This window comes from Sphingomonas sp. PvP055 (genome assembly GCF_040546365.1).
Lineage (GTDB): Bacteria > Pseudomonadota > Alphaproteobacteria > Sphingomonadales > Sphingomonadaceae > Sphingomonas > Sphingomonas echinoides_A.
Genome location: NZ_JBEPNS010000001.1, coordinates 3,755,001 through 3,779,348 on the forward strand (window position 1 = coordinate 3,755,001; position 24,348 = coordinate 3,779,348).

Below are 24,348 nucleotides of genomic sequence, written 5' to 3' on the forward strand. Positions count from 1 at the left end.
CCGCATCGCCGCTTCTGCCGGATCGGACCCGTCCCACGCGATGACGACGTTTCCGGTCAGATCGAGATGATGGACCCCCTCGGGCACCGCCAGAACCGGACGCCGACCCTTTGCCACCAGCTCTCCGGTAATCTCGCTCGTGTCGGGATACCACGTACCGTCGAGCCGGCGATTCACCACGATCAGATCCGAAAGTTTTGCCGCCGCCCGAAGGCAAGTCGCCGGGTCACCGGTCGCATCGACCCAGTCATAGGGGATATCCTCATGCGCGAGGCGTTCCTTGAGCACGACGGCGTTGCGCGATTCCCGCGCCTGCTCGTCCGCCAGCAACAGCGCGTCCCCGCCCGACGAAATATAATCCCCGACGAAAACGGGCACCGTCACGACATCGACGCACGTCAAATGCCCGCGTACCGCCCGAACGATATCGAACGCGACCTGAAGCCGCGCTTCCTGCCCTTCGTCGTCGTGAACAAGAACCAGGATATTCTTCATCGACCGTCTCCCGTGTCAGCGTTACGCCCCACGCTAGGTCGGGCCGCGGACGCCGAGAATCGGGAATTTTACGGAGAGATGCGCCGCCGCGGTCAGCGCTTGCGGCGGCGTAATCGGCGCAACAGCCCGCCCTTGACGATCCCCTCGATCGCGGCCCCCGGCCCTTCGGCGTCGAGCACCTCGTTATCGGCAAGCCATTCCTCGACCGCGGTCAGATCGGGCGTTTCGTATGGGATCAGCGTCTTGCCCGTTCCCCGCAGCGATTCGATCGTCGCGATCAGCGAGTCCGTTTCGTCGATCTTGGCGCGGACCTGCTCTTGCGAACATCCCAAATGCTCGGCGATCAACCCGTCGCGGATCCCGGTGATCACCGGGCCGTACCCCTCGTTCCCGGGGCTCGCGGTGGTGATCGTGACGTCACATTCGGTGTCGAGCCGCATCGAGCGGTTGTTCATGTTCGACGACCCGACCCGCAGGCTGACGTCATCGACGATCATGATCTTGGCGTGGACGTAGATCGCTTCCCCGCCCCTGGTATGCGGGTGATAGATGCGGAAGCGATGCTGCCGATCGCGACGGTGCAACGTCTCGTATAACCGCGCCCGCGCGGTATCCATCGCGAGCGGTTCGAGCCATCCTTGCGCGGACACCGGGTTGATCAGCACGATCTCGGGGCCATCGGGCTCCTCGAGCCGCTTGGCGATCGCCTCGGCGATCTTGCGCGACGCGAAATACTGGCTTTCGGCGTAGATGAAGCGCTTGGCGCGCGCGATCTGGTCGAGATACAACCGCTCGATCTCGATCACCGGCTCGCAATCGGGCATTTCGGGCGCGCTGCGTGCGATCGCGACGGTGACTTCCCCGAAGTGGCGTTCGAGCGCGTCGGGCCAGCAATCGCTTCCGCCGCGCACCGGCTCGATCGGATGTCCGCCAGCGCGTTCCCACCGCATCCGGGCATGCTCGCCGAGCGCGGCTGCGACCGGACCGGTCAACGCGGTGGTGGCGTCGTGCCACGGTTTGTACAGCTTGCCGTTGGGCTGCCGTCGACCGGGTTCGTCATCGCGGTGTTCGCGCGTGTCCCAGCGGTCGCCGGTCATGTCGATCCCGCCGCAAAAAGCGAAGCAATCATCGATCACGACGATCTTCTGATGATGCGACGCGGCGGGGGGATGCTTCGCGTCGAGCTTGGTGTGGATTCGCGGATGGCGCATCCACTTCACCACGGTGAAGATCGTCCGCCCCCGGAACAGCGTCTTCATCGCGCCGAGATCCCAGCGCAGCAGGAAGACCTCGAGTTCAGGATTATTGTCGACCAGCCAGAGGACGAAATCTCCGACCCGCGATGGCGCATCACGCGCCTCGTCGCTGGTGCCGAGTTGTATCCGCGCATCAAAGTCCCAACCGATCAACATGATCCGCTTGCGGGCCTTGAGCATTGCGGAACGCGCGTGACGAAAATAATCGTCTGCATCGACGATGACTGAGGCCGCTGTCGCCTGCTCGATTCGCCAGCACGTGTCGCCCGGGCGAAGCGACTCGGTGCCAGACTCGGCCGCAATGTCGGTCATAAACGGCGCACAGTCGGGCGCGGACTGGGGAAGCGATCCATTCCGCGCCCTTACGCGAAACCGCCACGCATGAGTCAAGAATTTCGCTTCGCCCCCGTCAGCAGCGCGGACCGCCGCTAATTTCCGTTTCATCTTGGGACCGGATCGCCAGCTCGGGTGTTTGTGCGCTCGACCCCGTGCCCTGCACGTTCGGCTAATTTTCCACCGTCAAACCCGCACGACATCACCATCAAGGAGTTGCCTCATGGATATCACCGACCTCATTCTCGACGACCATCATCAGATCCGCACCCTGTTCGCCCAGATCGAGCAGATCGACCGATCGGACACGGACTCGCTCGGCGCGATTTGGGGCCGGCTCAACGCGCTGCTCGATACGCATGCCGAGGCGGAGGAGCGCTTTTTCTACCCGCGACTGATGCAGATCGGCACCGGCGGCAACGATGCGGACAGCGCCGCAGAGGAGACCGAGGACGCGATCGAGGATCATAACAAGATCCGGGACGCCTCGTCTGCGGTCAACAAGGAAGAGGTCGGATCGGACGCGTGGTTCGAGGCGATCGGCAAGGCGAACGAGGAAAATGGCGACCATCTGGCGGAGGAAGAACGCCAGGGCCTGACCGACTTCCGCGAAAATGCGACGCTTCAGGAGCGGCACGACCTCGCGATCAAGTTCGCAGCGTTCAGCGCGCAGCACATCACCGGGGTCAAGCCGGTCGACAAGGACCCCGACCAGTGGGTCGCGGATCACGCCAAGAAGTAATCCCCTGCCCTCCCTCCCCAGGAGAAACCACATGTCGAAGACCACGATCGCAGATTTGTTCGCCCAGACGCTCCATCTTGCGGGGGTCGAACGGATCTACGGCGTGGTCGGTGACAGCCTCAACGGCCTGACCGAGGCGATCCGCGCGCAGGGCAAGATCAAGTGGATCCATGTCCGCAACGAGGAAGCCGCGGCGTTTGCGGCCGGGGCCGAGGCGCAGCTGACGGGGAAGCTCGCGGCGTGCGCGGGATCGTGCGGGCCGGGGAACATGCATTTGATCAACGGGCTGTACGACTGCAACCGGACGCGCGTCCCCGTGCTAGCGATCGCGGCGCAGGTGCCGAGCGGCGAGATCGGCTCGAACTACTTCCAGGAGACGCGGCCCGAGGCGCTGTTCCGCGAATGCAGCGTCTATTGCGAGACGATCAGCGACGCGGACCAGATGCCGCGCACGCTCGACACCGCGATCCGCGCGGCGGTGGGGCATCGCGGGGTTTCGGTCGTCGCGATTCCCGGCGACGTTGCCTTGCGCACCACGACCGGCACGCTCGCGCGCTCGGCCGATGCGTTACTGCCGGCCGCCCCCGTCATCACGCCCGCCGCGGGCGAGATCGCGAAGCTGGCGGCGCTGCTCAACGATGCGGGCAAGGTCACGATCCTCGCGGGTCGCGGCTGCCGCGATGCGCATCCGCAGCTGATCCGGCTGGCTGCGACGTTGCAGGCGCCGGTGGTGCATGCGCTCGGGGGCAAGGAATGGGTTGAGTACGACAACCCCTATGACGTCGGGATGACCGGGCTGATCGGCTTCGCCTCGGGCTATGATGCGATGATGGCGTGCGACACGTTGCTGATGCTCGGCACCGACTTTCCGTATCGCCAGTTCCTGCCGACCGACGCCAAGGTCGCACAGGTCGACCTCCGGCCCGAGAACCTCGGGCGGCGGACCGCGATCGACCTGGGGCTGGTCGGCGATGTCGCCGCGACGATCGAGGCGGTGCTGCCGGTGTTGGACGATGGGCGGGATCGGGATTTCCTCGACAAGTCTTTGAAAAACTACGCTAAGGCCCGCGAAGATCTCGACGCGCTGGCGGATGGCCAGCCCGGCGGGGTCCTCCACCCGCAGCATGTCGCGCGGCTGGTCAGCGAGATGGCGAGCGAGGATGCGGTGTTCACCGCTGATGTCGGTACGCCGACGGTGTGGGCCGCGCGCTACCTGAAAATGAACGGACGGCGTCGGCTGATCGGATCGTGGAACCACGGGTCGATGGCGAACGCGCTGCCGCAGGCGATCGGGGTGCAGGCGGCGTCGCCGGGGCGGCAAGTCGTGTCGCTATCGGGGGACGGCGGGCTTGCGATGCTGATGGGCGAGTTGCTGACGGTTCGCCAGCTCGGGCTGCCGGTGAAAATCGTCGTCTTCAACAACGGGACGCTCGGGTTCGTCGAGATGGAGATGAAGGCGGCGGGGCTGGTCGAGACCGGGGTCGCGCTCGACAACCCGGATTTCGCGGCGATGGCGCGCGCGATGGGGATGCAAGCGGTGCGCGTTACCGACCCGGGCGATCTCGCGCGTGGCGTGCGCGAGGTGCTCGATCATCCGGGCCCCGCCTTGCTCGACGCGGTCACCGCGCGTGACGAACTGTCGATGCCGCCCAAGATAACGCTCGAGCAAATGAGGGGCTTCACGCTCTACATGGCGAAGGCGATCCTCAGCGGGCGCGGCGACTCGGTGATCGAACTGGGCAAGACCAACGCGGGCCTACTCCGCAACCTGTTCTGAAGGAAAAAGCGATGGATTATCTGAAGCTCGGCATGACCGGCCTCGACGTCTCGCGGCTCTGCCTCGGGTGCATGACGTACGGCATTCCCGATCGCGGCAACCACGCCTGGACGCTCGACGAAGCAACCAGCCGCCCAATCCTGCAAAAGGCGGTCGAGGCGGGAATCAATTTCTTCGACACCGCCAACGTCTATTCGGACGGCACCTCGGAAGAGATCGTCGGACGCGCGCTCAAGGATTTCACGCGGCGCGACGAAGTCGTGATCGCGACCAAGGTGCATGGCCGGATGCGCCCCGGCCCCAATGGCGCGGGCCTCAGCCGCAAGGCGATCATGACCGAAATCGACGCCAGTTTGACGCGACTTGGCACCGATTACGTCGATTTGTACCAGATCCACCGCTTCGATTCCGACGTTCCGATCGAGGAAACGCTGGAAGCGCTCCACGATGTCGTGAAGGCGGGCAAGGCGCGCTACATCGGCGCATCGTCGATGTACGCGTGGCAGTTCGCGACGATGCTCCACGTGTCGGACGCGAACGGCTGGACGCGCTTCTCGACGATGCAGGGTTATCTCAACCTGCTGTACCGCGAGGAAGAGCGTGAGATGCTGCCGTTGTGCGAGGCGGAAGGGATCGGCGTCATCCCGTGGAGCCCGCTCGCGCGCGGACGGCTGACGCGCGATTGGGACGAAGCGACCAACCGGTCGGAGACCGACCAGTTCGGCGCGACGCTCTACAGCCACACCGCCGAGGCGGATCGCCGCGTGGTCGAGCGGGTGGCGGAGATCGCCAAGGAACGCGGCGTGCCCCGGGCGCAGATCGCGCTCGCCTGGGTGCTGGCCAAGCCCGAAGTGACCGCGCCGATCGTCGGCGCGTCCAAGCCGGGGCATCTCGACGATGCGATCGCGGCGCTCGAGATCGGGCTGACCGAGGACGAGATCGCGCGGCTGGAGGAACCGTACGTGCCGCATGCGGTGGTCGGGTTCGCATGAAGACGGTCGCGCTTCCCGATGGCACGCTGGTTCCCGCGCTGGGGCAAGGCACGTGGAACATGGGCGACTCCGCCGCCACGCGCAACGCCGAGATTGCTGCGCTGCGCGAGGGGATCGAGCGTGGGATGACGCTGATCGACACCGCCGAAATGTACGGTGACGGACGGTCGGAACATCTCGTCGGCGAAGCGATCGCGGGGGTACGCGAACACGTCTTCCTCGTCAGCAAGGCGCTGCCGCAGAATGCGTCGCGCGCGCGGCTGCGCACGGCGTGCGAGGCGAGCCTCGCGCGGCTCGGCGTCGAGCAGCTCGACCTGTATCTGCTGCACTGGCGTGGCTCGGTGCCGCTCGCGGAGACGGTCGAGGCGATGGAGCGGCTGGTCGCGGACGGGCTCATCGCGCGCTGGGGGGTGAGCAACCTCGATGCCGACGACATGGCCGAGCTGGTCGCAGCTGGCGGCACGGCCTGCATGACCGACCAGATTCTCTACAATCTGACGCGGCGCGGACCTGAGCTCGATCTGCTGCCGTGGCTCGGCGAGCGCGGGATTCCGGTGATGGCGTATAGTCCGGTCGAACAGGGCCGGCTGCTCGGGAAGGCTACATTGCGGACGATCGCCGCGGAGTTCGATGCGACGCCTGCACAAGTCGCGCTGGCGTGGGTGATGCGCGATCCGTCGGTAGTCGCGATCCCCAAGGCGGGGTCGGTCGACCATGTCCGCGACAACCACGCCGCGCTCGATCTGGTGCTGGACCGGGTGTTGCTGGACCGGCTGGAGGCGGCGTTTCCGCGGCCGAAGAAGCGCCGGGCGCTCGAGATGCTGTAGGAGGGTGGCGGGCGGCTCCCCTCCCCTTCAGGGGAGGGGCTGGGGGTGGGGCCGTGCCTGCTTCCAACGGTCGGGGTGCTGCACGGCCCCACCCCAACCCCTCCCCTGAAGGGGAGGGGCTTTTGTCCATCGCTTGCCCATGGTGGACATTCCCGCCCATTCCCGGAACAAGCGCGCGCATGATCCTCACCGATATCGCGACGCGTACCTATAACCACGGCTGGCGGCTCGATCCGATCGTGCGCAGCCTGCTCGATACCGATTTCTACAAACTGCTGATGCTCCAGATGATCCGCCACCTCCACCCCGAGGTGAGCGCAACTTTCTCGGTCATCAACCGCACGAGGTCGGTCCGGCTCGCCGAGGTGATCGACGAGGCCGAACTCCGCGCACAGCTCGATCACGCGCGTGCGGTGCGGTTCGGGAAGAAGGAGCTGATCTGGCTCGCAGGCAACAGCTTCTACGGCAAGGAGCGCATGTTCGCGTCGGATTTCATCGGCTGGCTCGCCGATTTCCAGCTCCCGCCGTACGATCTGCGCGTGGTCGACGGGCAATATGAGCTGCATTTCGACGGTCCGTGGACGCACACCACCATGTGGGAAGTCCCCGCGCTCGCAATTCTCAACGAACTGCGCTCGCGCGCGGCACTACGCGGACACGGGCGGTTCGAACTCGACATCACCTATTCGCGCGCCAAGGCGCGACTGTGGGACAAGGTTGAAAGACTCAAGCAATTGCCCGGCCTGGTCCTGTCGGATTTCGGGACGCGACGGCGGCACGGATTCCTGTGGCAACGCTGGTGCGTCGAAGCGCTCAAGGAAGGGCTCGGCGACCGGTTCATCGGCACGTCGAACGTGCTGCTCGCGATGGACACCGATCTCGAGGCGATCGGCACGAACGCGCATGAACTGCCGATGGTCGCCGCGGCGCTCGCGCGGGACGATGCCGAGCTTGCTGCTGCGCCCTATCAGGTGCTCGAGGACTGGCGCCGGCATTATGTAGGTAATCTGCTGATCGCGCTGCCCGATGCGTTCGGCACCACCGCGTTCCTGGCGAACGCGCCGCACTGGCTATCGGAATGGAGCGGCTTCCGCCCCGACAGCGCGCCACCGATTCCGGCGGGCGAGCAGATCATCGCCTGGTGGCAACAGCACGGTGTCGACCCGCGCGAGAAGCTGCTGATCTTCTCGGACGGGATGGACGTCGACTCGATCGAGCAGGTCTATCGCCATTTCCACGGGCGGGTGCGGATGAGCTTCGGCTGGGGGACCAACCTCACCAACGACTTCCGTGGCTGCGACCCGCGCGGGGGTGCGACGCTCGAACCGATCTCGCTGGTGTGCAAGGTGACGGAGGCCAACGGTCGTCCGGCGGTCAAGCTGTCGGACAACCCCGCCAAGGCGACGGGGAATCCGGCGGAAATCGACCGCTACCTCCGCGTGTTCGGCGCGGAGGGGCGGATCGCGAGCAAGGTCGTCGTCTGAACAGGACAGGCGCCGACCACCCTGGGGCGCTTACCCGGCGACGATTTCTCGCAGCGCCTCCGCCAGACCGCGCGTCTCCGCTTCGGTACCGATCGTCATCCGCAATCCGTTCGCCAGCCCCTGCCCCGGCAGCCAGCGGACGATATAGCCGCGTTCGAGCAGCGCCTTGTACGCGGTCTCCGCGGTGACCGCGCCTTCGAACAGGACGAGCACGAAGTTCGCCTCGCTCGGCACCGGGCGGAGCCCCGCATTGCCAAGACTGGCCATTTCGGTGGCAAACCAGGCGCGCCATACGCGATTATGCTCGCGCGACTGGGTGATGAAATCCGCCGCGCCGAGTGCCGCAACCGCCGCCTCTTGTCCGGCGGTGGTGCAGCAGAACGGCGCGCGAATGCGGTGCATCGCCGAGACCGCCTCTTCCGAGCCATAGCCCCAGCCGATCCGCTCCGCGGCAAGCCCGTGGATCTTGGAGAAAGTCCGCGTGACGATCACGTTGGGCTGGGTGCGCGCGAGTTCGAGCCCGCCGTCGTCATCCTCGGGCGCGAGATATTCGGCATAGGCCTGATCGAGCACGAGCACCACGTGCGCCGGCAGCGCAGCATGAAGCCGCGCGATCTCGTCCTTGCGCGCGAAGGTGCCGGTCGGGTTGTTGGGGTTGGCGACGAACACGATCCGGGTGCGATTGGTGACGCAGGCGAGGATCGCGTCGACGTCGGTCGCATAGTCGGTGTCCGGCGCGGTCACCAGCGTCGCGCCGACGCGGCGGGTGGCGATTTCATACACCGCGAAACCGTAGCGGACCTGGATCACCTCGTCGCCCGGCCCGGCATAGGCGCCCGCGATCAGGTGGAGCACTTCGTCCGAGCCGGTGCCGTAGATGACGCGTGCAGGGTCGAGATCGTGATGCGCGGCGATCGCCTCGCGCAGCGCGATCGCGCCCGCATCGGGGTAGCGTGCGAGGTCACCCGCATGGCGCGAGAAAGCGGAGACCGCCTGCGCGCTGGTGCCGAGCGGATTCTCGTTCGACGACAGCTTGATCACGGGGGCATCGCCATCCGTGGTCGAGCGACCCGGAACATAAGGAGCGATGGCCATGACCCAGGCCTTGGGAAGCGGTGCGTTCATGCCGAGCCCGTTAGCGCTTGCCGCACGTTATGGGAAGCGTTTGGGCCCGCCCGCGGTCTCGTCGCGCCGCAGCGTGAGAACCTCGACCCCGGTGGCGGTCACCGCGACGGTATGTTCGAACTGCGCCGACAATTTGCCGTCGTCGGTCACCACTGTCCAGCCGTCTTCCTCGGTCGAGACCTTGCGCGTGCCCTGGTTGAGCATCGGCTCGATCGTGAAGGTCATCCCCTCGCGCAACACCATGCCGGTGCCCGCGCGCCCGAAGTGGAGGACGGTCGGTGCCTCATGCATTTCGCGCCCGATCCCGTGGCCTGCGTAGTCGCGCACCACCGCATAGCCGTGCTTCTTGGCATGCCGCTCGATCGCGAACCCGATGTCGCCGAGCCGCGCGCCGGGGCGGACCGCACCGATCCCCTTCCACATCGCCTCCTGCGTCACCCGCACCAGCCGCCGCGCGGCGGGGGATGCGGTGCCGACGATGTAGGTCTTGCTCGAATCCGCGATGAACCCGTTCTTCTCGAGCGTGATGTCGAGATTGATGATGTCGCCGTCCGCGATGATGTCGTCTTCGCTCGGCACCCCGTGGCAGACGACCTGGTTGATCGAGCAGTTGAGCACATACTTGAAGCCGTATTGCCCCTTGCTCGCGGGGCGCGCGGCGAGGTCCACGGTGATGAACCGCTCGACCAGATCGTTGATCTGCAACGTCGACCGGCCCGCGAGCTCCTGTGTGTCGAGCATCTCGAACACCGCCGCGAGCAATGTGCCCGACTGGCGCATCAAGGCGAGCTCGTCGGTGGTCTTGACCATCTCAGGCTGACGCGTCGGCGGGAAGATGCACCTTGGCGGACGCGAGCTGCGCGGCGACGATGTCGTTGAACGACAGCGTCGGATGCGCCTCGGCGAGCATGCCGACCTTCATCCAGAATTCGGCCTGTGCGTTGATCGAGCGGCACATCACCGTGCTGGCGCGGCGCGCTTCCTCGTGCAGCACGTCGTCGATCTTCACGATACCCATCGGTGCGCTTCCGTACCTATTACCATATGGTTCGTATATGTTTCGTATCGTGGATCGTCAATGCGATCACGCCAGCCGCTCGTGCCGCGCGAGTTCGACGCGGACGCGCAGTTCGACATCGCGCGCGATTTCAGCGGCTTGCGGATCGTCGGGCGGCACGAACTGCTCCACCCAGTCGCTGAGCTCGGCGAGCATCGCAGGGGCCACCGGCCCGGTCGCGGACACCGCGTGCAGTCGCTCAAGCAAGCCCAGCCCGCGATCGACCGCCGCCACCATCCGGCGACGTCGCTCGCGCGGGGGTTCGGTCGCGGCGAGCGCGACGAGCATCTGGACCGACGTCGCCGCCTGCAACGGACGCGGCGGCGGGGGCAGCTCGGTCGCGGGCGCGGCGACGTCGCTCGCACGGAACGCCCCGGTCGCGCGCGGCAGCGCCGCGAGCAACGCCTGTACCGGCAGGGATACGCCTTCGACCCGCAAAACCTAGCCTCCGCGGCGAACCGACCTCGCCTTCCCTTTCTATAAGAGAGGCGAACGGCCTTCGGTGGCCGGGGGGAAGGGAAATATGCGCATGGCCGCGATACTCCGCATCACGCTGGTGCTGCCGCTCGGCGGCGCGCTCGCGCTCCTGCTGGCGAGCCCGGCGATGGCGAGCGGCCGGATCAAGGACGTGGTCGACGTCGAGAACGTCCGCTCGAACCAGCTCGTCGGTTACGGCATCGTCGTCGGGCTCGCGGGCACGGGCGACCGCACCCGCAACGCGCCGTTCACCGAGGAATCGCTCCAGGCGATGCTCGAGCGGATGGGGGTCAACGTCCGCGGCTCGCCGCTCAAGACGCAGAACGTCGCCGCCGTCTCGATTACCGCGACGATGCCGCCGTTTGCGCGCGCGGGCTCGCGGATCGACGTCACCGTCTCCGCGATCGGCGATGCGACCAGCCTGCAGGGCGGCACGCTGATCGTCTCCTCGCTGCGCGCGCTCGACGGCGAGATATACGCGGTCGCGCAGGGGCCGCTCGCGGTCTCCGGCTTCAAGGCGCAGGGGGCCGGCGCGAGCGTCAGCCGCGGCGTCGCCACCTCCGCACGGATCGCGGACGGCGCGATCATCGAGCGCGAGGTGCCCTATGCGCTGCGCTCCGCGACGACGCTCAAGCTCGCGCTCAAGAACCCCGATTTCACCACCGCCAACACGATCGCGGCGGCGGTCAACGGCCGGTTCGCGGGCACCGCGACGGTGCTCGACCCCGCCACGGTCGAGCTCCATTCGGGCAGCGGCTTCGGCGGATCGATGGTCGACCTCGTCGGCGCGATCGAGAACCTGCCGGTCAAGGTCGATCAGCCTGCGCGCGTCGTCATCAACGAGGCCTCGGGCACGGTCGTGATGGGCGCGGACGTGCGGATCAGCCCAGTCGCGATCGCGCAAGGCGGGCTGACGATCAGCGTCACCGAAAGCCCGGTCGTGTCACAGCCCGCGCCCTTGTCGAACGGCCAGACGACGACCGTCCCGCGCACCGCGATCACCGTCAACGACGGCAACAACGCCTCGCTTGGCCTTGTCGGCGGCGAACCGACGCTCGCCGCGCTGGTCAGCGGGCTCAATACGCTTGGCGTCAGCCCGCGCGACCTGATCACGATCCTCCAGGCGGTGAAGAGCGCAGGCGCGCTCCAGGCCGATATCCAGGTGCAATGATGGACCCGATCACGCCCGCCCGCGCTACGCCCCTGCCGACGATCACCCCGAAGGACCGCGCCACCGCGCAGTCATTCGAGGCGGTGTTCCTCGGCCAGATGACGCAGCTGATGATGGAAAGCGTCGACACCGGCACCTTCTCCGGCGGCCACGGCGAGGAAGTGTTCCGCGGCGTGCTCGCGGAAAAGCTCGGCACCGCGATGGCGGCACGCGGCGGACTGGGCCTCGCGCCCGCGGTGCTCGATCAGATCCTCCGGCTCAAGCAAGGAACCCCCGATGCCCAATGACCTGCTCGACTGCGTCCAGTCGCTGCTGTTGCTGATCGAAGAGGAAAGCGCGCTGCTCGGCCAGCCCGGCGGCTATCGTCGGATCGGCGAACTGGCGACCGCCAAGGCGCGCGTCGTTGCGCAATTGGAGACGCGGCTGGCGCAATCCGAGCGCGAGACGCCCGGATGGCAGGACCGGCTCGATCCCGAAGACCGCGTCGCCTTGGCGACGGCCTCCGAAACGTTGATGGATGCAGCGCGCGCGAATGCCGCGGTGCTTGCGCGGCAGATCGCGCTGTCGGACGAACTGCTCGCGGTGATCGCACAGGAAGCGCAACGCAAGACCGGCGCCACCGCCACCGCTTATGGCGCGGGGGGTGTATTGTGGAGCACCGAACAGGCTGCCCCGATCGCGATCAACGCGAGTCTGTAGGGGCACTTGCCGTGCTCCTGCGAAGGCAGGAGCCCAGAATTACGAACGCTTCGCCCGTTACCCTGGACTCCCGCCTTCGCGGGAGAACAACCTCAAGTCTTCACCCGCCGTGCTTGCCCAGCGCCGTCTGGAGCAACGCCTGCTGCTTGCGGTAGATGTTGGTGACCGCGGCGAAATCGGCCTGGATCTGGCCCATCTTGAGCAACTGGTCCTCCAGCGTGACATTGTTGCCGTCGGCCTTGGTCTCGAACGTGTCCGGATCCGCGACGACGCCGGCCCCGACCCCGGTGCGCGCGCCGAGCGCAACCATCGCCGCCGTCGCCGCCACGCGCGGCGCGGCAACCCGCGTACTGCTCCCCCCCGCACCGACCAGATCCGAAAAGTCGGGCGCGGTCACGTCCTGCGCCTTGAAGCCCGGCGTTTCGCTGTTGGCGATGTTCTGCGCCACAACACGCTGACGTGCCGCGAGAAAGTGCATCTGTTGCGCGGCGCCCGCCATCAGGTCTGTCATCGTCGTTGCGTCCCTCCGTTGACCGTATTGCGCGATGCCGAGCCCGAATACCCGTGGCGCGCCTCTATAATAGACGCGCCGCGCAGCGTTTGGCCGCGGTAACGATGTCGCTGGAGCAGTCCTGCCATGCTGATGGCCCCCGTCGCCGAACCCGTCGAACTGAAGCGTTTCACCCAGCGCGAGCGTGCCGCCGCGCTGATGCTCGCGCTCGGACAGGATTATGGCGCACCGATCTGGGAACAGCTGTCAGTCGAGGAAATGAAGGAGCTGTCCGCGGCGATGTCGCAGCTCGGGCGCGTGCCCGCGGCGGTGGTCGAACATCTGCTGCTGCAATTCACCACCGAAATCTCGACGCTCGCGTCCTGCCACGGCTCGTTCGAGACGACGGAGCGGTTGCTCGCGGGGATGATGCCGCCGGAAAATGTCCGCGACATCATGGAAGATATTCGCGGGCCTTCGGGCCGGACGATGTGGGACAAATTGTCGAACGTCAGCGAAGGCGTGCTCGCGGGGTATCTCAAGAACGAATATCCGCAGACGATCGCGGTGATCCTGTCCAAGCTCAAGTCGGACCATGCCGCGCGCGTGCTCGCCGCGCTGCCGCGCGATCTTGCGGTCGACGTGGTCCAACGGATGCTGCGGATGGACACGGTGCAGAAGGAAGTGCTCGCGCAGGTCGAAGCGACGCTCAAGAACGAATTCATGGCCAATTTCGCGCGGTCGCAACGGCGCGACCCGCATGAGGCGATGGCCGAACTGTTCAACGCGATGGACCGGTCGACCGAGGAAGCGATGCTCGAGGCACTCGACGCCAAGGCGCCCGAATCGGCGGAACGGATCCGCGCGCTGATGTTCACCTTCGAGGATCTCGCCAATCTGCTCCCTGCCGCGATCGGGGTGATCGTCCGCCAGGCGGACAAGCGGCAGATGGCGCTGGCGCTGAAGGGGGCGCCCGAGGTCATTCGGCAGCTGTTCTTCTCCACCATGACCGAACGGTCAGCCAAGCTGCTGCGCGAGGACATGGGCAGCATGGGCCCGATCCGTGCCCGCGATTGCGAGGAAGCCCAAAACACGCTCGTCCGCCTGGCGAAGTCGCTCGCCGAACGGGGAGAGATCGTGCTGGTCGACCCCAAGAGCGACGACACGATGATCCTGTGATGCAGAGGTAAGACGATGGACCTGTCGTTCCAGGCGCGCCCGTTCGCGTTCGATCGGATCTTCACCGCCGCGCCGTCGGCGCCGCCGGGCCGCGCGCCCGACCGCGATGCCGTGTCGCTCGCGATCGAGCTCGAACTGCTCCAGGCCGACATCGCGCGGCGCGATGCGGACCACCACGCGGAATTGACGCGCGCACGCGCCGACGGGTTCGAGGCGGGGCTGGTCCATGCGCGCGCTGACCGCGAGACTGCGCTGCTGGCGGCGATCGATGCGCTCCACGTCGGGGTCGAGTCGCTTACCGAGACGGTCGAGGAAACCCGCGCCCGGCTGATCGACGACGCGGCCGACCTCGCCCGCGCCGCCGCAACGCATCTGGCCGCGCATACGCTTGCGCTCGACCCCGCCGCGCCGATCGACGCGGCGATCGGGCGCGCGCTGGCGCAAGTCGCACGGGGGACCGAACTCGTCGTCCGGGTCCATCCCGACCTGCTGCCCGAAATCGAAGCGCGGATCGCGGTGCGGCAGGGCAACGACCGCCGCCGGTTGCGGCTGCATGTCGAGGCCGACGAAACGCTTGCCATCGGCGATGCCCGGATCGATTGGGATGAAGGCGGGTCGTGCCTGGATCGTGCCGCGCGCGAGGCCGCTATCCGCAACGAATTCGAAACCTTATTGGATCATAATTCGCTTCGCTCATAAGGGTTTGTGCGTCCATGAAAGGTGTCATCTTCAATCTCCTGGAAGAGGCCGTGGTGCTCGAACACGGTCCCGACACCTGGACCGACCTGATCGATGCGACGGGAGTCGACGGAGCGTTCACGTCGCTTGGCAGCTATCCCGACGAAACGCTGCTGGCGCTCGTCGATACGGCGGCGGCGGCCACCGGCAAGACCCCGAGCGACGTGCTCCGCTGGTTCGGCACCGCGGCCATGCCGCTGCTTGCCGAACGCTACGGCGTGTTCTTCACGGGCCATTCCGGCGCGCGGAGCTTCATCCTCAGCGTCAACGAAATCATCCACCCCGAAGTCCGCAAGCTCTATTCGGGCGCCGGTTGCCCGCATTTCCAGTTCAGCACCGACGCCGAAGGCGCCATGATCATCGGGTATCAATCCCCACGGCGGCTGTGCGCGCTGGCGGAGGGGTTCATCCTCGGCGCGGCGGCGCATTATGGCGAGCAGGTGACGATTACGCACCTCGCGTGCATGCTGGACGGCAGCCCGTTATGCCGGATTCGGGTCCGGTGGGTCGAATGATCCACGCCGGGGTGGCGGAACCGCCTTCGCTCGAGGCGCGGCTTGCTCGTGCCGAGCGCGCGACGATCCGCGAACGCACCGCGCGACTCGAAGCCGAGCGGATCGCCGAGCACGGCCTGCGCACGCTGTACGAAAGCAAGCAGCGACTGCAATTGCTCCAGCACATCACGGGTGTCGCCAATCGCGCGCGGACCATCGCCGAAGCGCTGGGGACCGCGCTCGAGGCGATCTGCGAGCGGATGAACTGGACGATCGGCAATGTCCTGATGGTGTCGGCGGACCGCACCTACGTCGAGGGATGCGACATCTGGCGCGCCAACGACGCAAGCGGCGTGATGGCGTTCGTCGAGGCATCGCGTCGGATGCGGTTCCCGATCGGCGAAGGCCTTCCGGGCCGCGTGTTTGCGACCGGGCGGTCGGAATGGATCGCCAACCCCGGTCATTCGGCGATGTTCGTCCGCGCGCCGGAAGCGATTCGCTGCGATCTTGGTACGGGTTGCGCGTTTCCGGTGCTGGCCGGGGACGAAGTGGTCGCGGTGCTCGAATTCTACATGCGCCAGGCGGTCCCCGAAGATCCCGAGATCGTCGAGATCCTCGAACAGGCGAGCATCCAGCTTGGCCGCGTGTTCGAACGGGACCGCGCGCAGCGCGCGCTGATCCATGATGCGCTGCACGACCCGCTGACCGGCCTGCCCAACCGCGCGCTGTTCAACGACCGGTTGCAGGAAAGCTTCGAACGCCTCACCCCCGCGCGCCGCCATGCGCTCGCGGTGCTGGTACTGGATCTCGACGGGTTCAAGCAAGTCAACGACACGCTCGGCCACCATGCCGGCGACCGGGTGCTCATCCGCGTCGGCCGCGCCTTGTCCGATGCGCTGACGCTGCTGGAGCAACGGCCGGGTACGGACCTCGACGGCATACGCTTCTCCCCCGCGCGGATGGGGGGCGACGAGTTCACCGTCCTGGTCGAGGATCTTGCGGGTGAGGATCTTGCACAGCACGGCGCGATCGACGCGATTGCCACCGCGCTTCACCGCGCGCTCGATGAGAATCTCGGTTCGGTGAGCGAGCCCGCACAGGTCGGCGCCTCGATCGGCTATGCGATCGGCAGCGCGGTCCACGCGAGCGTCGACCAGCTGCTGCGCGACGCGGACCTCGCGATGTACGAGGCGAAGGCCGGCGGGCGCGGACGGACGGTCGGGTTCACCGACGCCCTGGGCGACACGCTGCGCGACCGCGCGCGGCTGACGAACGAATTGCGCGAGGGGATCGAGCGCTGCGAATTCGAGCTCGACTATCAGCCGATCGTCACGCTCGATTCGGCGAAGTCGGTCTGCGGATTCGAAGCGCTGGTCCGCTGGAACCATCCGGTGCGGGGGCGGCTGTTGCCGGCCGAGTTCATCGCCGTCGCCGAAAGCAGCGGGCTGATCCTGTACCTGGGGGATTGGGTGCTGCGCGAGGCATGCCGCACCGCCGCAAGCTGGCCGGCGCCCGGCGGGCAGGCCCCGTTCATCAGCATCAACATCGCCGCGCGTCAATTCGCGCAACCGGGCTTTGCCGCGCGAGTCCGCCAGATCGTGCTCGAAACGGGCGTCGAGCCGACCCGGATCCGGCTGGAACTGACCGAAAGCACTGCGATCGTCGACATCGATCATACCTGCGCGGTCATCCAGGAAATCCGCAAATGGGGCGTGCAGACCAGTCTCGATGATTTCGGCACGGGCTTCTCGTCGCTGTCGTCGTTGCACCGGCTGCCGTTCGACGTGCTCAAGATCGACCGCAGTTTCGTGATGGCGATGGACGGGAACGGCAAGGGCGACGGGATCGTCCGCGCGATCGTCGCGCTTGCCCGGACGATCGGCATGACGATCGTCGCGGAAGGGATCGAGACCCCCGCGCAAGCCGAATTGCTGATCGGACTGGGGTGTGAACTCGGCCAGGGCTATCATTTCGGCCGCCCCGCGCTCGCTAGCCAGACCGCCGCGCTGCTCGAACGCTGACCGGCGCGCGGCGGAAGCCGTCGCGACCCGGCAAAAATTTCCCCCCGGCAAGACCTGCCGATCCGCATCCTCCCTATAAATTGCCAAAGCGGGGCCGCTGCCTCGCGCAGCGACGGGGTCTGGGTTGGAGCAGGTTCGCACTCTGATGGCCCAATTGGGGCCGAAACGCCTGATCATCATGGGCGTGGTCGCTGCGGCGCTGCTCGCGGTGCTGGGCGCGGTCGCGTTGCGCGGCGAGGATCGCACGATGGCGTTCCTCTACACCGATCTCGACCCCTCCGCCGCCGCCGCGATCGGCGAGAAGCTGCGCGCACAGAACATCCCGTTCCAATTGTCCGCCGACGGCAGCGCGGTGATGGCGCCGCAGGACAAGGTCGCGGCACTCCGCATGACGCTCGCCGGGGACCGGCTGGGCGGCAAGATCGGCTATGACGTGCTCGACGCCCAGCAGCCGTTCGGCGTGTCCGCGTCGCGCGCCAAGATGGAAGAGACTCGCGCGATCGAAGGCGAACTCGCCCGGTCGATCCAGAGTATCGATGCCGTCACGCACGCCCGCGTCCATCTCGTCATGCCCGAGCGCCAGATGTTCGCCGCCGAAGCGCGGCACGCGTCCGCGTCGGTCACGGTCAAGACGCGCGGCCGGCTGCCGGGCGAGACGATCCAGTCGATCCGGTACCTCGTTGCGTCCGCGGTGCCCGAGCTCTCCCCCGAAGCGGTGTCGATCGTCGACCAGACCGGCGCGCTGCTCGCGCGGGCGGGGGAAGCGAACGCGGGCGGCGGCGCGGATGCCGACACGCGCCAGACGCAGGTCGAGGCGAAACTACGCGATCAGGTCATCGCCTTGCTCGAGCCGATCGTCGGCCAGGGCAAGGTCCGGGCTGAAGTGTCGGCGCAGATCGACCGCGACCAGACGCGCGAGGATTCGACCGTGTTCGATCCCGACAAGCAGGTCATCGCGCATCAGGTGACCGTCGACAGCGACGACCAGAACCGTGAACTCCAGGGCACCGGCGCGGCCAGCGTCGCGACGCAATTGCCCGAAGCGCAGGGGCAGCCCCCCGCAACCGGCGGCAGCGACACGCGCCAGACCGCGAAGAAGGAAACCTCCGAGGATACGACCTATTCGAACAGCGCGACGCACAGCGTGGTCGTTCGGGCGCCGGGCAAGATCAATCGGCTGACGGTCGCGGTGATGGTCGACGGCGGGGCCAAAGGCCTCCCCGCGCCGCAGATCCAGCGGCTGACACGACTGGTCGAGAACACGGTCGGGCTGGACGCGCAACGCGGCGACAGCGTCGTCATCGAAAGCATGGCGTTTGCCACGGACGATGCGCTGGCGGACAGCAAGAGCGCATGGTGGTCGGTGCTGACGTCGGACCAGGTCGTCGGGCTGGTCAAGCTGCTGATGATCGCCGTCGTCGGCCTGATCGCGCTTCGGATGCTCCGCGCCCGCCGGGACCCGGCGCCGGCGACCGACCCCGAGGCAGCGCAAGCCGCGCTGGTTGATCAGCAGGCCGAGATGCTCGCCATTGCCGAACAGGCGGCAGGCGGCGACCCCGAGGCGCTGCGACGGCTCGAGGCGCTGCAGGCGTCGCAAACCGACCAGCCGTTGCTCGACCATGAGATCACCGTCGCGCAAGTCGACGGCCGCGTGAAGGCGTCGGTGCTCAAGAAGATCGGGGACAGCGTGGCGGCCAGCCCGCCCGAAGCCGCCGCGGTGCTGCGGCAATGGATGAACGCATGATGGAGCAGACCATGTCCGACGACGCCTTTCCCGCTGGCGATCCGATGTCGCACGATCTCGCGACCCTGAGTGGCGCCGGCGACGATGGGATAGCCCCCGTCTATCAGGAATTCGACGACCATCCCACGGAACAGCATCGCGCCAGACCGACCGGGCTCGAGGCGGTGCACGAGGTTCCGGTCAAGGTGCAGGCGGTACTGGGGCGGGCGCAAATGCCCGTCGGCGATTTGCTCGACCTGTCCACGGGCATGGTGTTCGAGCTTGACCGTCGCGTAGGCGAACCGGTCGACGTGTTCGTCAACGACCGGCTGGTTGCGCGCGGTGAAGTCGTGCTGGTCGATCATGCGCTTGGCGTGACGCTCACCGAAATCGTCCGGGCGGGGCGCTGAGCGGATGGGCGGTTCGATCGTTCGGATGCTGCTCGTCGGCCCTGCCGATGGTGCGTTTCACGTCGCCGCCGGAATGGCGCGCGATGCAGGGGCCGAAGTCGCGACCGCGACCACGGTCGAGGCGGCGCTGGCATGCCTGCGCGAACAGGGTGCCGCGCTGGTGATGATCGACATCGCGACCGACGTCTGCGGGTTCCTCGCGGATCTTGCCGCCGAGCGGTTCGCGGTTCCCGTCATCGCGTGTGGGATCGATGCCTCGGCGGCGCGCGCGGTCGCCGCGATCCGCGCAGGCGCGCGTGATTATGTGCCGCTGCCGCCGGACCGCGAACTGATCGCCGCGGCGATCCGCGAGATCGCCGCCCTTCCGGCCGGGCCGCTGATCGGCGCGCATCCCGCTTTCCTGCGCGCGCTCGACTTTGCCCGCGCGATGGGCGCGAGCCACGCTCCGATCCTGCTGACCGGCGAACGCGGCACCGGCAAGGAACGCGTCGCACAGGCGATTCATCAGGCCGGGCGCGGCGGCGGGACGTTCGTGACGATCGAATGCGCCGGGGTCGCCCCCGACATTCTGGAATATGAACTGTTCGGCCATGACGGGACCGCCTTCCCGATGGCGCGCGGACACCGTCGCGGCGCCATGACGACGGCGCGCGGCGGCACCGTCTTCCTGCGCGATATCGAGGTGCTGCCCGCGGCGTTGCAGGCGCGCCTGCTCGGCGCGATCGACGAGGCGGGCGCGCCCCGGATGATCGCGAGCGCGCGCAGAGCGCTGGAGGCACTGGTCGACGCGGGGCGGTTCCGCGCGGATCTGCTCGCGCGCTTCGCGCTGGCGACGATCATCCTGCCGCCGCTGCGCGCGCGCGGCGGGGACATCCCCTTGCTCGCGCGGAGTTTCGCCACAAGCTTTGCGGCATCGGAAGGGCGCCCTGCTCCGACGCTGTCGGATCAGACGTGCCGTCTGCTTGCCGGCTATGACTGGCCGGGCAACGTCGCCGAACTCCAGGACGTCATGCACCGCGCGGTGCTGCTCGGCGCGGGACCGGACCTCTCGCCGGACGCGCTGGTTCTGGCGGACGGGTCACGCATCGCGGCGACTGCGACGCGCGGGAATGGCCCCGCCGAAATGGACGCGCTGGTCGGGCGCACGGTCGAGGACGTCGAGCGCGACCTGATCCTGCTGACACTGGAACGGTGTCGCGGCAACCGCACCTCCGCCTCGCAGATCCTCGGCATTTCGGTGCGGACGATGCGCAACAAGCTCAAGACCTTCGTCGAGGCGGGAATCGCCGTGACACCGGCGGTCTGAGGCGATGCCCGTGCTCAACCAGATGTTCGCGCGGATCGGCGCGAACCGTGACATGGCGCTGGCGATCGGCGTGGTCGCAATCATTGCGATGCTCATCCTGCCCTTGCCCGCATGGATGCTCGACCTCGGGCTCGCGCTGTCGATCACGCTGTCGGTGATGATCCTGATGACCGCGCTTTTCATCGAAAAGCCGCTGCAGCTATCCGCTTTTCCGACGATCCTGTTGATCGCAACGATGCTTCGGCTCGGACTCAACCTCGCTTCTACCCGATTAATCCTCGCGCATGGGCACGAAGGCGCACAGGCGGCGGGCGGCGTGATCGGCGCGTTCGGCGAATTCCTGATCGGCGGGGAGACCGTGATCGGGCTCACCATCTTCGCGATCCTCGTCGTGATCAACTTCGTCGTCATTACCAAGGGCGCGGGGCGCATCGCCGAAGTCGCGGCGCGCTTCAGCCTGGATGCAATGCCCGGCAAGCAGATGGCGATCGACGCTGATCTGTCGGCGGGCATGATCACCGAGCAACAGGCGCGAGATCGCCGCGGCGAGGTCGAGGCCGAAAGCGGCTTCTATGGCGCGATGGACGGTGCGTCCAAGTTCGTGAAGGGCGATGCGATCGCGGCGTTGCTGATCACCGCAATCAACGTGGTGGTCGGGCTGATCATCGGCGTTGCGATCCACGGCGTACCGTTCGGCGAAGCGTTCCACACCTATACGTTGCTGACGATCGGCGACGGGCTGGTCAGCCAGATCCCCGCGCTGATCGTGTCGATGGCGGCGGGGCTGCTCGTGTCCAAGGGCGGGGTCGCGGGCAAGACCGGCGCGGCGCTCGGCGAACAGCTCGGGCGTTATCCCAAGGCGTTCGGGATGGTATCCGCGCTGATGGGCGCGCTGGCGTTGCTGCCGGGGTTGCCGTTCGTGCCGTTCGCGTTGTTCTCGGGGCTGGCGGGCTATGCCGCCTGGTCGCTGTCGCGCGCCGCCACCGTCACTGCCGCGCGCGCCGCCGCCGCCAGCGCGGCCGCCGAAGCGGAAGCGTCCGCAGTGGCCGAGGAACCGATCTCGCGCACGCTCGCGATCGATGCGGTGCGGATCGAGATTGGCTACGGCCTGCTCCCGATCATCAACGATACGGCGCGCGAGCCGAGGCTCGACGATCAGGTCCGCGCTTTGCGGCGACAGATGGCGACCGAATTCGGTTTCGTGCTGCCCGCGGTACGGATCATCGACAATCTCGCGCTCAAGCCCAACGAATATCTCGTCACGATCAAGGAAACCGAGGCGGCGCGCGGTGAGATTAGGCTCGACCGGCTGCTCGTCATCAACCCCGGTGGCGGCCCGACCGGCATTCCCGGCGACGCGACGCGCGAACCCGTCTTCAACCTGCCCGCGTTGTGGATCGACCGCGATCTGCGCGAGGAAGCCGGGTTCCGCGGGCTGACCGTGGTCGATGCGGGCACGATCATCACCACGCACCTGACCGAGCTGGTCAAAGGCAGCATCGCCGACCTGCTGAGCTATACCGAGGTGCAGAAGCTGCTCGGCGAGATTCATCCGGATTCGGCCAAGCTGGTCGCCGAGATCGTGCCGAGCCGCATCTCGGTGTCGGGGGTCCAGCGGATCCTGCAGAACCTGCTGAGCGAGGGCGTGTCGATCCGCGATATTCCGACGATCCTCGAAGGGATTGCCGAGGCGGCGCCGATTACCGCCAACCTCACGCAGATGACCGAGCATGTCCGCGCGCGCCTCGCGCGACAGATTTCGGCGCAACAGGCGATGGATGGCGCGATCCCGATCGTCACGCTGTCGCCCGACTGGGACGCCGCCTTTGCCGAAAGCATCATCGGCCACGGCGACGAACGCCAGCTCGCGATGGCGCCGTCCGCGTTGCAAGGCTTCATCGCCGCGGTGCGCGAGACGTTCGACCGGTTGGCCGGCGATGGCGAGATCCCGTGCCTGCTGACCAACCCGACGATCCGTCCGTTCGTGCGCTCGGTGATCGAACGCGTCCGCCCCGCGACCGTCGTGCTGTCGCAGAACGAAATCCACGCGAGAGCCCGCGTCCGGGCGTTGGGAAGCATTGGTTAGGCGGCGGCCATCCTGTCCGTTTGCAACGTAATGTTACCGCGACGTTGCGACCCGGATCATGACGGTTCACAAGCATGGTCATGACCTTAGCCCAGCCAGACCGAGCCCCCGCCGCGCCCGCCTCGAGCGGATCGACCGCGGAACTGAGCACCGCCGCGCGCGCACGCGCGATCGTCGCGGGGTCGATGGGCAATCTGATCGAATGGTACGACTTCTACGTCTACGCCTTCACCGCGCTGTACTTTTCCGCCGAGTTCTTCCCCACCGGCGACCGTACCGCGCAGTTGCTCGGCACGTCGGGGATCTTCGCTGTCGGCTTCCTGTTGCGGCCGCTCGGCGGATGGTATTTCGGGCGGTTCGCGGACCAGCACGGGCGGCGACGCGCGATGGTGGTGTCGATCATCCTGATGGGGATCGGCTCCGCGCTGATCGCGTCGCTGCCGACCTACGCAACGATCGGCGCGTTCGCCCCCGCGCTGCTACTGCTCGGGCGGATGATCCAGGGGTTCTCGACCGGCGGGCAATATGGCACCGCCGCGACCTATCTCAGCGAAATCGCTTTCACCGGGCGGCGCGGCTTCTTCGCCTCGTTTCAATATGTTACGCTGATCGGCGGGCAGTTGCTCGCGCTCGCGGTGATCCTGATCCTGCAGCAAGTCCTCACTACCGAGGAAATGCGCGCGTTCGGCTGGCGTATCCCGTTCGCGATCGGCGCGGTGGCGGCGTTGACGATCCTTCTCTTCCGGCATGTCCTGCACGAGACGACCAATACCGGTGCCAAGCATCCCGATGCCGGCACGCTACGCGGCCTGATCCCGCATTGGCGAGCATTCCTGACCGTGCTGGGGCTGACCGCCGGCGGATCGCTGATGTTCTACGTCTTCTCGACGTACATGCAGAAGTATCTGGTCAATACCGCGCACATGGACGCCAAGTCCGCGAATTGGGTGATGACGGCGGTGCTGATCCCGTTCGCCTTGCTGCAACCGGTGTTCGGCCTGCTGTCGGACCGGATTGGGCGGCGAACCAACATGCTGCTGTTCGGCGCACTTGCAACGCTGGCGACGGTGCCGCTGCTGTCGCTGCTCGCCAACGTGCAGAGTGCGGGTGCAGCCTTCGCGCTCGTGCTGGCGGGCCTGGCGATCAACAGCCTGTACACGTCGATCAGCGGTCTGTTCAAAGCCGAGCTGTTCCCGGTGCATGTCCGCGCGCTGGGCGTGAGCCTTGCGTACGGGATCGGCAACGCGCTGTTCGGTGGCTCCGCTGAATATGTTGCCTTGTCGTTCAAGGCCGCCGGCAATGAATCCGGCTTCTATTGGTACGTGACCGCAATTTGTGCGGTGGCGTTCGTCACCGCAGTGCTGATGCGTACAAACCGCGACCAGGACCCGCTCGATGATGCCCGGTGACCCTCTTGGCCTGTCCGCGCCTGCCCGATTTTGCGAGACCGTCCTAATATGGTAGGT

24 protein-coding genes (1 of these 24 cut by a window edge) are annotated in these 24,348 nt (G+C 66.9%); 17 read left to right on the forward strand and 7 right to left on the reverse strand.

Going from position 1 to position 24,348, the window contains the following annotated elements; all coding sequences use genetic code 11:
• On the reverse strand, positions 1–495 hold the 5' portion of the coding sequence (locus ABIC16_RS17560) for a putative universal stress family protein (protein ID WP_354292054.1). It extends 309 nt beyond the left edge of the window; the window shows 495 of its 804 coding nt (coding positions 1–495); the start codon lies at positions 493–495; its stop codon lies off the left edge, out of view.
• A gap of 92 nt (positions 496–587) precedes the next feature.
• A complete protein-coding gene (locus ABIC16_RS17565; protein ID WP_354292055.1) occupies positions 588–2,063 on the reverse strand; it encodes a phospholipase D-like domain-containing protein in 1,476 nt (491 codons plus the stop codon).
• A 244-nt stretch (positions 2,064–2,307) separates the two neighbouring features.
• On the opposite strand from ABIC16_RS17565, the gene ABIC16_RS17570 reads away from it, so the two are divergent.
• The 5 genes from ABIC16_RS17570 (at position 2,308) to pncB (ending at position 7,906) form a co-directional block, all read left to right on the forward strand.
• Entirely contained in the window at positions 2,308–2,826 is a 519-nt protein-coding gene (locus ABIC16_RS17570) for a hemerythrin domain-containing protein (protein ID WP_354292056.1), read from the forward strand.
• 31 nt (positions 2,827–2,857) lie between these two features.
• Positions 2,858–4,603 (forward strand): ubiquinone-dependent pyruvate dehydrogenase, encoded by a 1,746-nt coding sequence (gene poxB / locus ABIC16_RS17575; RefSeq protein WP_354292057.1) that lies wholly within the window; start codon positions 2,858–2,860, stop codon positions 4,601–4,603.
• Positions 4,604–4,614: 11 nt separating this feature from the next.
• A complete protein-coding gene (locus tag ABIC16_RS17580) occupies positions 4,615–5,595 on the forward strand; it encodes an aldo/keto reductase (RefSeq protein WP_354292058.1) in 981 nt (326 codons plus the stop codon).
• Positions 5,592–6,422, forward strand: coding sequence for an aldo/keto reductase (locus ABIC16_RS17585; protein ID WP_354292059.1), 831 nt, complete (start codon positions 5,592–5,594; stop codon positions 6,420–6,422). Before ABIC16_RS17580 ends, ABIC16_RS17585 begins: the two co-directional genes overlap by 4 nt.
• A gap of 179 nt (positions 6,423–6,601) precedes the next feature.
• Complete coding sequence (pncB, locus tag ABIC16_RS17590; RefSeq protein ID WP_354292060.1) at positions 6,602–7,906, forward strand: nicotinate phosphoribosyltransferase; 1,305 nt, start codon at positions 6,602–6,604, stop codon at positions 7,904–7,906.
• Between the two features lie 30 nt (positions 7,907–7,936).
• Here the strand turns inward: pncB and hisC are convergent, their stop codons facing one another.
• The 4 genes from hisC to ABIC16_RS17610 form a co-directional block, all read right to left on the reverse strand.
• Complete coding sequence (gene hisC, locus ABIC16_RS17595) at positions 7,937–9,031, reverse strand: histidinol-phosphate transaminase (RefSeq protein ID WP_354292061.1); 1,095 nt, start codon at positions 9,029–9,031, stop codon at positions 7,937–7,939.
• A 27-nt stretch (positions 9,032–9,058) separates the two neighbouring features.
• Positions 9,059–9,841: a type I methionyl aminopeptidase gene (map, locus tag ABIC16_RS17600; RefSeq protein ID WP_354292062.1), complete on the reverse strand. Its 783-nt coding sequence runs from the start codon at positions 9,839–9,841 to the stop codon at positions 9,059–9,061.
• Between the two features lies 1 nt (position 9,842).
• A complete protein-coding gene (locus ABIC16_RS17605) occupies positions 9,843–10,049 on the reverse strand; it encodes a ParD-like family protein (protein WP_277968914.1) in 207 nt (68 codons plus the stop codon).
• Positions 10,050–10,115: 66 nt separating this feature from the next.
• On the reverse strand, positions 10,116–10,526 hold the full coding sequence (locus ABIC16_RS17610) for a flagellar assembly protein FliX (protein WP_354292063.1): 411 nt from the start codon (positions 10,524–10,526) through the stop codon (positions 10,116–10,118).
• 91 nt (positions 10,527–10,617) lie between these two features.
• On the opposite strand from ABIC16_RS17610, the gene ABIC16_RS17615 reads away from it, so the two are divergent.
• From ABIC16_RS17615 to ABIC16_RS17625, 3 genes are read left to right on the forward strand one after another with little or no spacing between them, the layout of a single operon-like run.
• Positions 10,618–11,736, forward strand: coding sequence for a flagellar basal body P-ring protein FlgI (locus ABIC16_RS17615; RefSeq protein WP_354292064.1), 1,119 nt, complete (start codon positions 10,618–10,620; stop codon positions 11,734–11,736).
• Complete coding sequence (locus ABIC16_RS17620; RefSeq protein ID WP_354292065.1) at positions 11,733–12,023, forward strand: rod-binding protein; 291 nt, start codon at positions 11,733–11,735, stop codon at positions 12,021–12,023. The genes ABIC16_RS17615 and ABIC16_RS17620 overlap by 4 nt, the downstream gene beginning before the upstream one ends.
• Positions 12,013–12,435 carry a hypothetical protein gene (locus ABIC16_RS17625; RefSeq protein WP_354292066.1) on the forward strand — a complete coding sequence of 141 codons (423 nt, stop codon included), beginning with the start codon at positions 12,013–12,015 and terminating at the stop codon, positions 12,433–12,435. Before ABIC16_RS17620 ends, ABIC16_RS17625 begins: the two co-directional genes overlap by 11 nt.
• Before the next feature lie 100 nt (positions 12,436–12,535).
• Here the strand turns inward: ABIC16_RS17625 and ABIC16_RS17630 are convergent, their stop codons facing one another.
• On the reverse strand, positions 12,536–12,946 hold the full coding sequence (locus tag ABIC16_RS17630; protein WP_354292067.1) for a flagellar basal body protein: 411 nt from the start codon (positions 12,944–12,946) through the stop codon (positions 12,536–12,538).
• Positions 12,947–13,072: 126 nt separating this feature from the next.
• Between ABIC16_RS17630 and ABIC16_RS17635 the strand changes: the two genes are divergently transcribed.
• The 9 genes from ABIC16_RS17635 (at position 13,073) to ABIC16_RS17675 (ending at position 24,291) form a co-directional block, all read left to right on the forward strand.
• Positions 13,073–14,104, forward strand: a complete 1,032-nt coding sequence (locus tag ABIC16_RS17635) for a flagellar motor switch protein FliG (protein ID WP_354292068.1) — start codon at positions 13,073–13,075, stop codon at positions 14,102–14,104.
• Between the two features lie 15 nt (positions 14,105–14,119).
• Positions 14,120–14,803, forward strand: a complete 684-nt coding sequence (locus ABIC16_RS17640; RefSeq protein WP_354292069.1) for a FliH/SctL family protein — start codon at positions 14,120–14,122, stop codon at positions 14,801–14,803.
• A 14-nt stretch (positions 14,804–14,817) separates the two neighbouring features.
• Complete coding sequence (locus tag ABIC16_RS17645) at positions 14,818–15,357, forward strand: heme NO-binding domain-containing protein (protein ID WP_354292070.1); 540 nt, start codon at positions 14,818–14,820, stop codon at positions 15,355–15,357.
• Positions 15,354–17,357: a putative bifunctional diguanylate cyclase/phosphodiesterase gene (locus tag ABIC16_RS17650; protein WP_354292071.1), complete on the forward strand. Its 2,004-nt coding sequence runs from the start codon at positions 15,354–15,356 to the stop codon at positions 17,355–17,357. Before ABIC16_RS17645 ends, ABIC16_RS17650 begins: the two co-directional genes overlap by 4 nt.
• 145 nt (positions 17,358–17,502) lie before the next feature.
• Complete coding sequence (gene fliF / locus ABIC16_RS17655; protein WP_354292072.1) at positions 17,503–19,101, forward strand: flagellar basal-body MS-ring/collar protein FliF; 1,599 nt, start codon at positions 17,503–17,505, stop codon at positions 19,099–19,101.
• Positions 19,101–19,490 carry a flagellar motor switch protein FliN gene (fliN, locus tag ABIC16_RS17660; protein ID WP_277969034.1) on the forward strand — a complete coding sequence of 130 codons (390 nt, stop codon included), beginning with the start codon at positions 19,101–19,103 and terminating at the stop codon, positions 19,488–19,490. The genes fliF and fliN overlap by 1 nt, the downstream gene beginning before the upstream one ends.
• Positions 19,491–19,494: 4 nt before the next feature.
• Complete coding sequence (locus ABIC16_RS17665) at positions 19,495–20,796, forward strand: sigma-54-dependent transcriptional regulator (protein ID WP_354292073.1); 1,302 nt, start codon at positions 19,495–19,497, stop codon at positions 20,794–20,796.
• 4 nt (positions 20,797–20,800) lie between these two features.
• Complete coding sequence (gene flhA, locus ABIC16_RS17670) at positions 20,801–22,882, forward strand: flagellar biosynthesis protein FlhA (RefSeq protein ID WP_277968925.1); 2,082 nt, start codon at positions 20,801–20,803, stop codon at positions 22,880–22,882.
• Between the two features lie 80 nt (positions 22,883–22,962).
• Positions 22,963–24,291 (forward strand): MFS family transporter, encoded by a 1,329-nt coding sequence (locus ABIC16_RS17675; protein ID WP_354292074.1) that lies wholly within the window; start codon positions 22,963–22,965, stop codon positions 24,289–24,291.
• Positions 24,292–24,348: the final 57 nt, after the last annotated feature.

What these genes read in the sequence shown, in the direction of transcription:
- ABIC16_RS17565 (WP_354292055.1), bottom strand. Translation starts at nt 2,063, where the DNA reads ATGACCGACATTGCGGCCGAGTCTGGCACCGAGTCGCTTCGCCCGGGC.
- ABIC16_RS17570 (WP_354292056.1), top strand. Translation starts at nt 2,308, where the DNA reads ATGGATATCACCGACCTCATTCTCGACGACCATCATCAGATCCGCACC.
- poxB (WP_354292057.1), top strand. Translation starts at nt 2,858, where the DNA reads ATGTCGAAGACCACGATCGCAGATTTGTTCGCCCAGACGCTCCATCTT.
- ABIC16_RS17580 (WP_354292058.1), top strand. Translation starts at nt 4,615, where the DNA reads ATGGATTATCTGAAGCTCGGCATGACCGGCCTCGACGTCTCGCGGCTC.
- ABIC16_RS17585 (WP_354292059.1), top strand. Translation starts at nt 5,592, where the DNA reads ATGAAGACGGTCGCGCTTCCCGATGGCACGCTGGTTCCCGCGCTGGGG.
- pncB (WP_354292060.1), top strand. Translation starts at nt 6,602, where the DNA reads ATGATCCTCACCGATATCGCGACGCGTACCTATAACCACGGCTGGCGG.
- hisC (WP_354292061.1), bottom strand. Translation starts at nt 9,031, where the DNA reads ATGAACGCACCGCTTCCCAAGGCCTGGGTCATGGCCATCGCTCCTTAT.
- map (WP_354292062.1), bottom strand. Translation starts at nt 9,841, where the DNA reads ATGGTCAAGACCACCGACGAGCTCGCCTTGATGCGCCAGTCGGGCACA.
- ABIC16_RS17605 (WP_277968914.1), bottom strand. Translation starts at nt 10,049, where the DNA reads ATGGGTATCGTGAAGATCGACGACGTGCTGCACGAGGAAGCGCGCCGC.
- ABIC16_RS17615 (WP_354292064.1), top strand. Translation starts at nt 10,618, where the DNA reads ATGGCCGCGATACTCCGCATCACGCTGGTGCTGCCGCTCGGCGGCGCG.
- ABIC16_RS17620 (WP_354292065.1), top strand. Translation starts at nt 11,733, where the DNA reads ATGATGGACCCGATCACGCCCGCCCGCGCTACGCCCCTGCCGACGATC.
- ABIC16_RS17625 (WP_354292066.1), top strand. Translation starts at nt 12,013, where the DNA reads ATGCCCAATGACCTGCTCGACTGCGTCCAGTCGCTGCTGTTGCTGATC.
- ABIC16_RS17630 (WP_354292067.1), bottom strand. Translation starts at nt 12,946, where the DNA reads ATGACAGACCTGATGGCGGGCGCCGCGCAACAGATGCACTTTCTCGCG.
- ABIC16_RS17635 (WP_354292068.1), top strand. Translation starts at nt 13,073, where the DNA reads ATGCTGATGGCCCCCGTCGCCGAACCCGTCGAACTGAAGCGTTTCACC.
- ABIC16_RS17640 (WP_354292069.1), top strand. Translation starts at nt 14,120, where the DNA reads ATGGACCTGTCGTTCCAGGCGCGCCCGTTCGCGTTCGATCGGATCTTC.
- ABIC16_RS17645 (WP_354292070.1), top strand. Translation starts at nt 14,818, where the DNA reads ATGAAAGGTGTCATCTTCAATCTCCTGGAAGAGGCCGTGGTGCTCGAA.
- ABIC16_RS17650 (WP_354292071.1), top strand. Translation starts at nt 15,354, where the DNA reads ATGATCCACGCCGGGGTGGCGGAACCGCCTTCGCTCGAGGCGCGGCTT.
- fliF (WP_354292072.1), top strand. Translation starts at nt 17,503, where the DNA reads ATGGCCCAATTGGGGCCGAAACGCCTGATCATCATGGGCGTGGTCGCT.
- fliN (WP_277969034.1), top strand. Translation starts at nt 19,101, where the DNA reads ATGGAGCAGACCATGTCCGACGACGCCTTTCCCGCTGGCGATCCGATG.
- ABIC16_RS17665 (WP_354292073.1), top strand. Translation starts at nt 19,495, where the DNA reads ATGGGCGGTTCGATCGTTCGGATGCTGCTCGTCGGCCCTGCCGATGGT.
- flhA (WP_277968925.1), top strand. Translation starts at nt 20,801, where the DNA reads ATGCCCGTGCTCAACCAGATGTTCGCGCGGATCGGCGCGAACCGTGAC.
- ABIC16_RS17675 (WP_354292074.1), top strand. Translation starts at nt 22,963, where the DNA reads ATGACCTTAGCCCAGCCAGACCGAGCCCCCGCCGCGCCCGCCTCGAGC.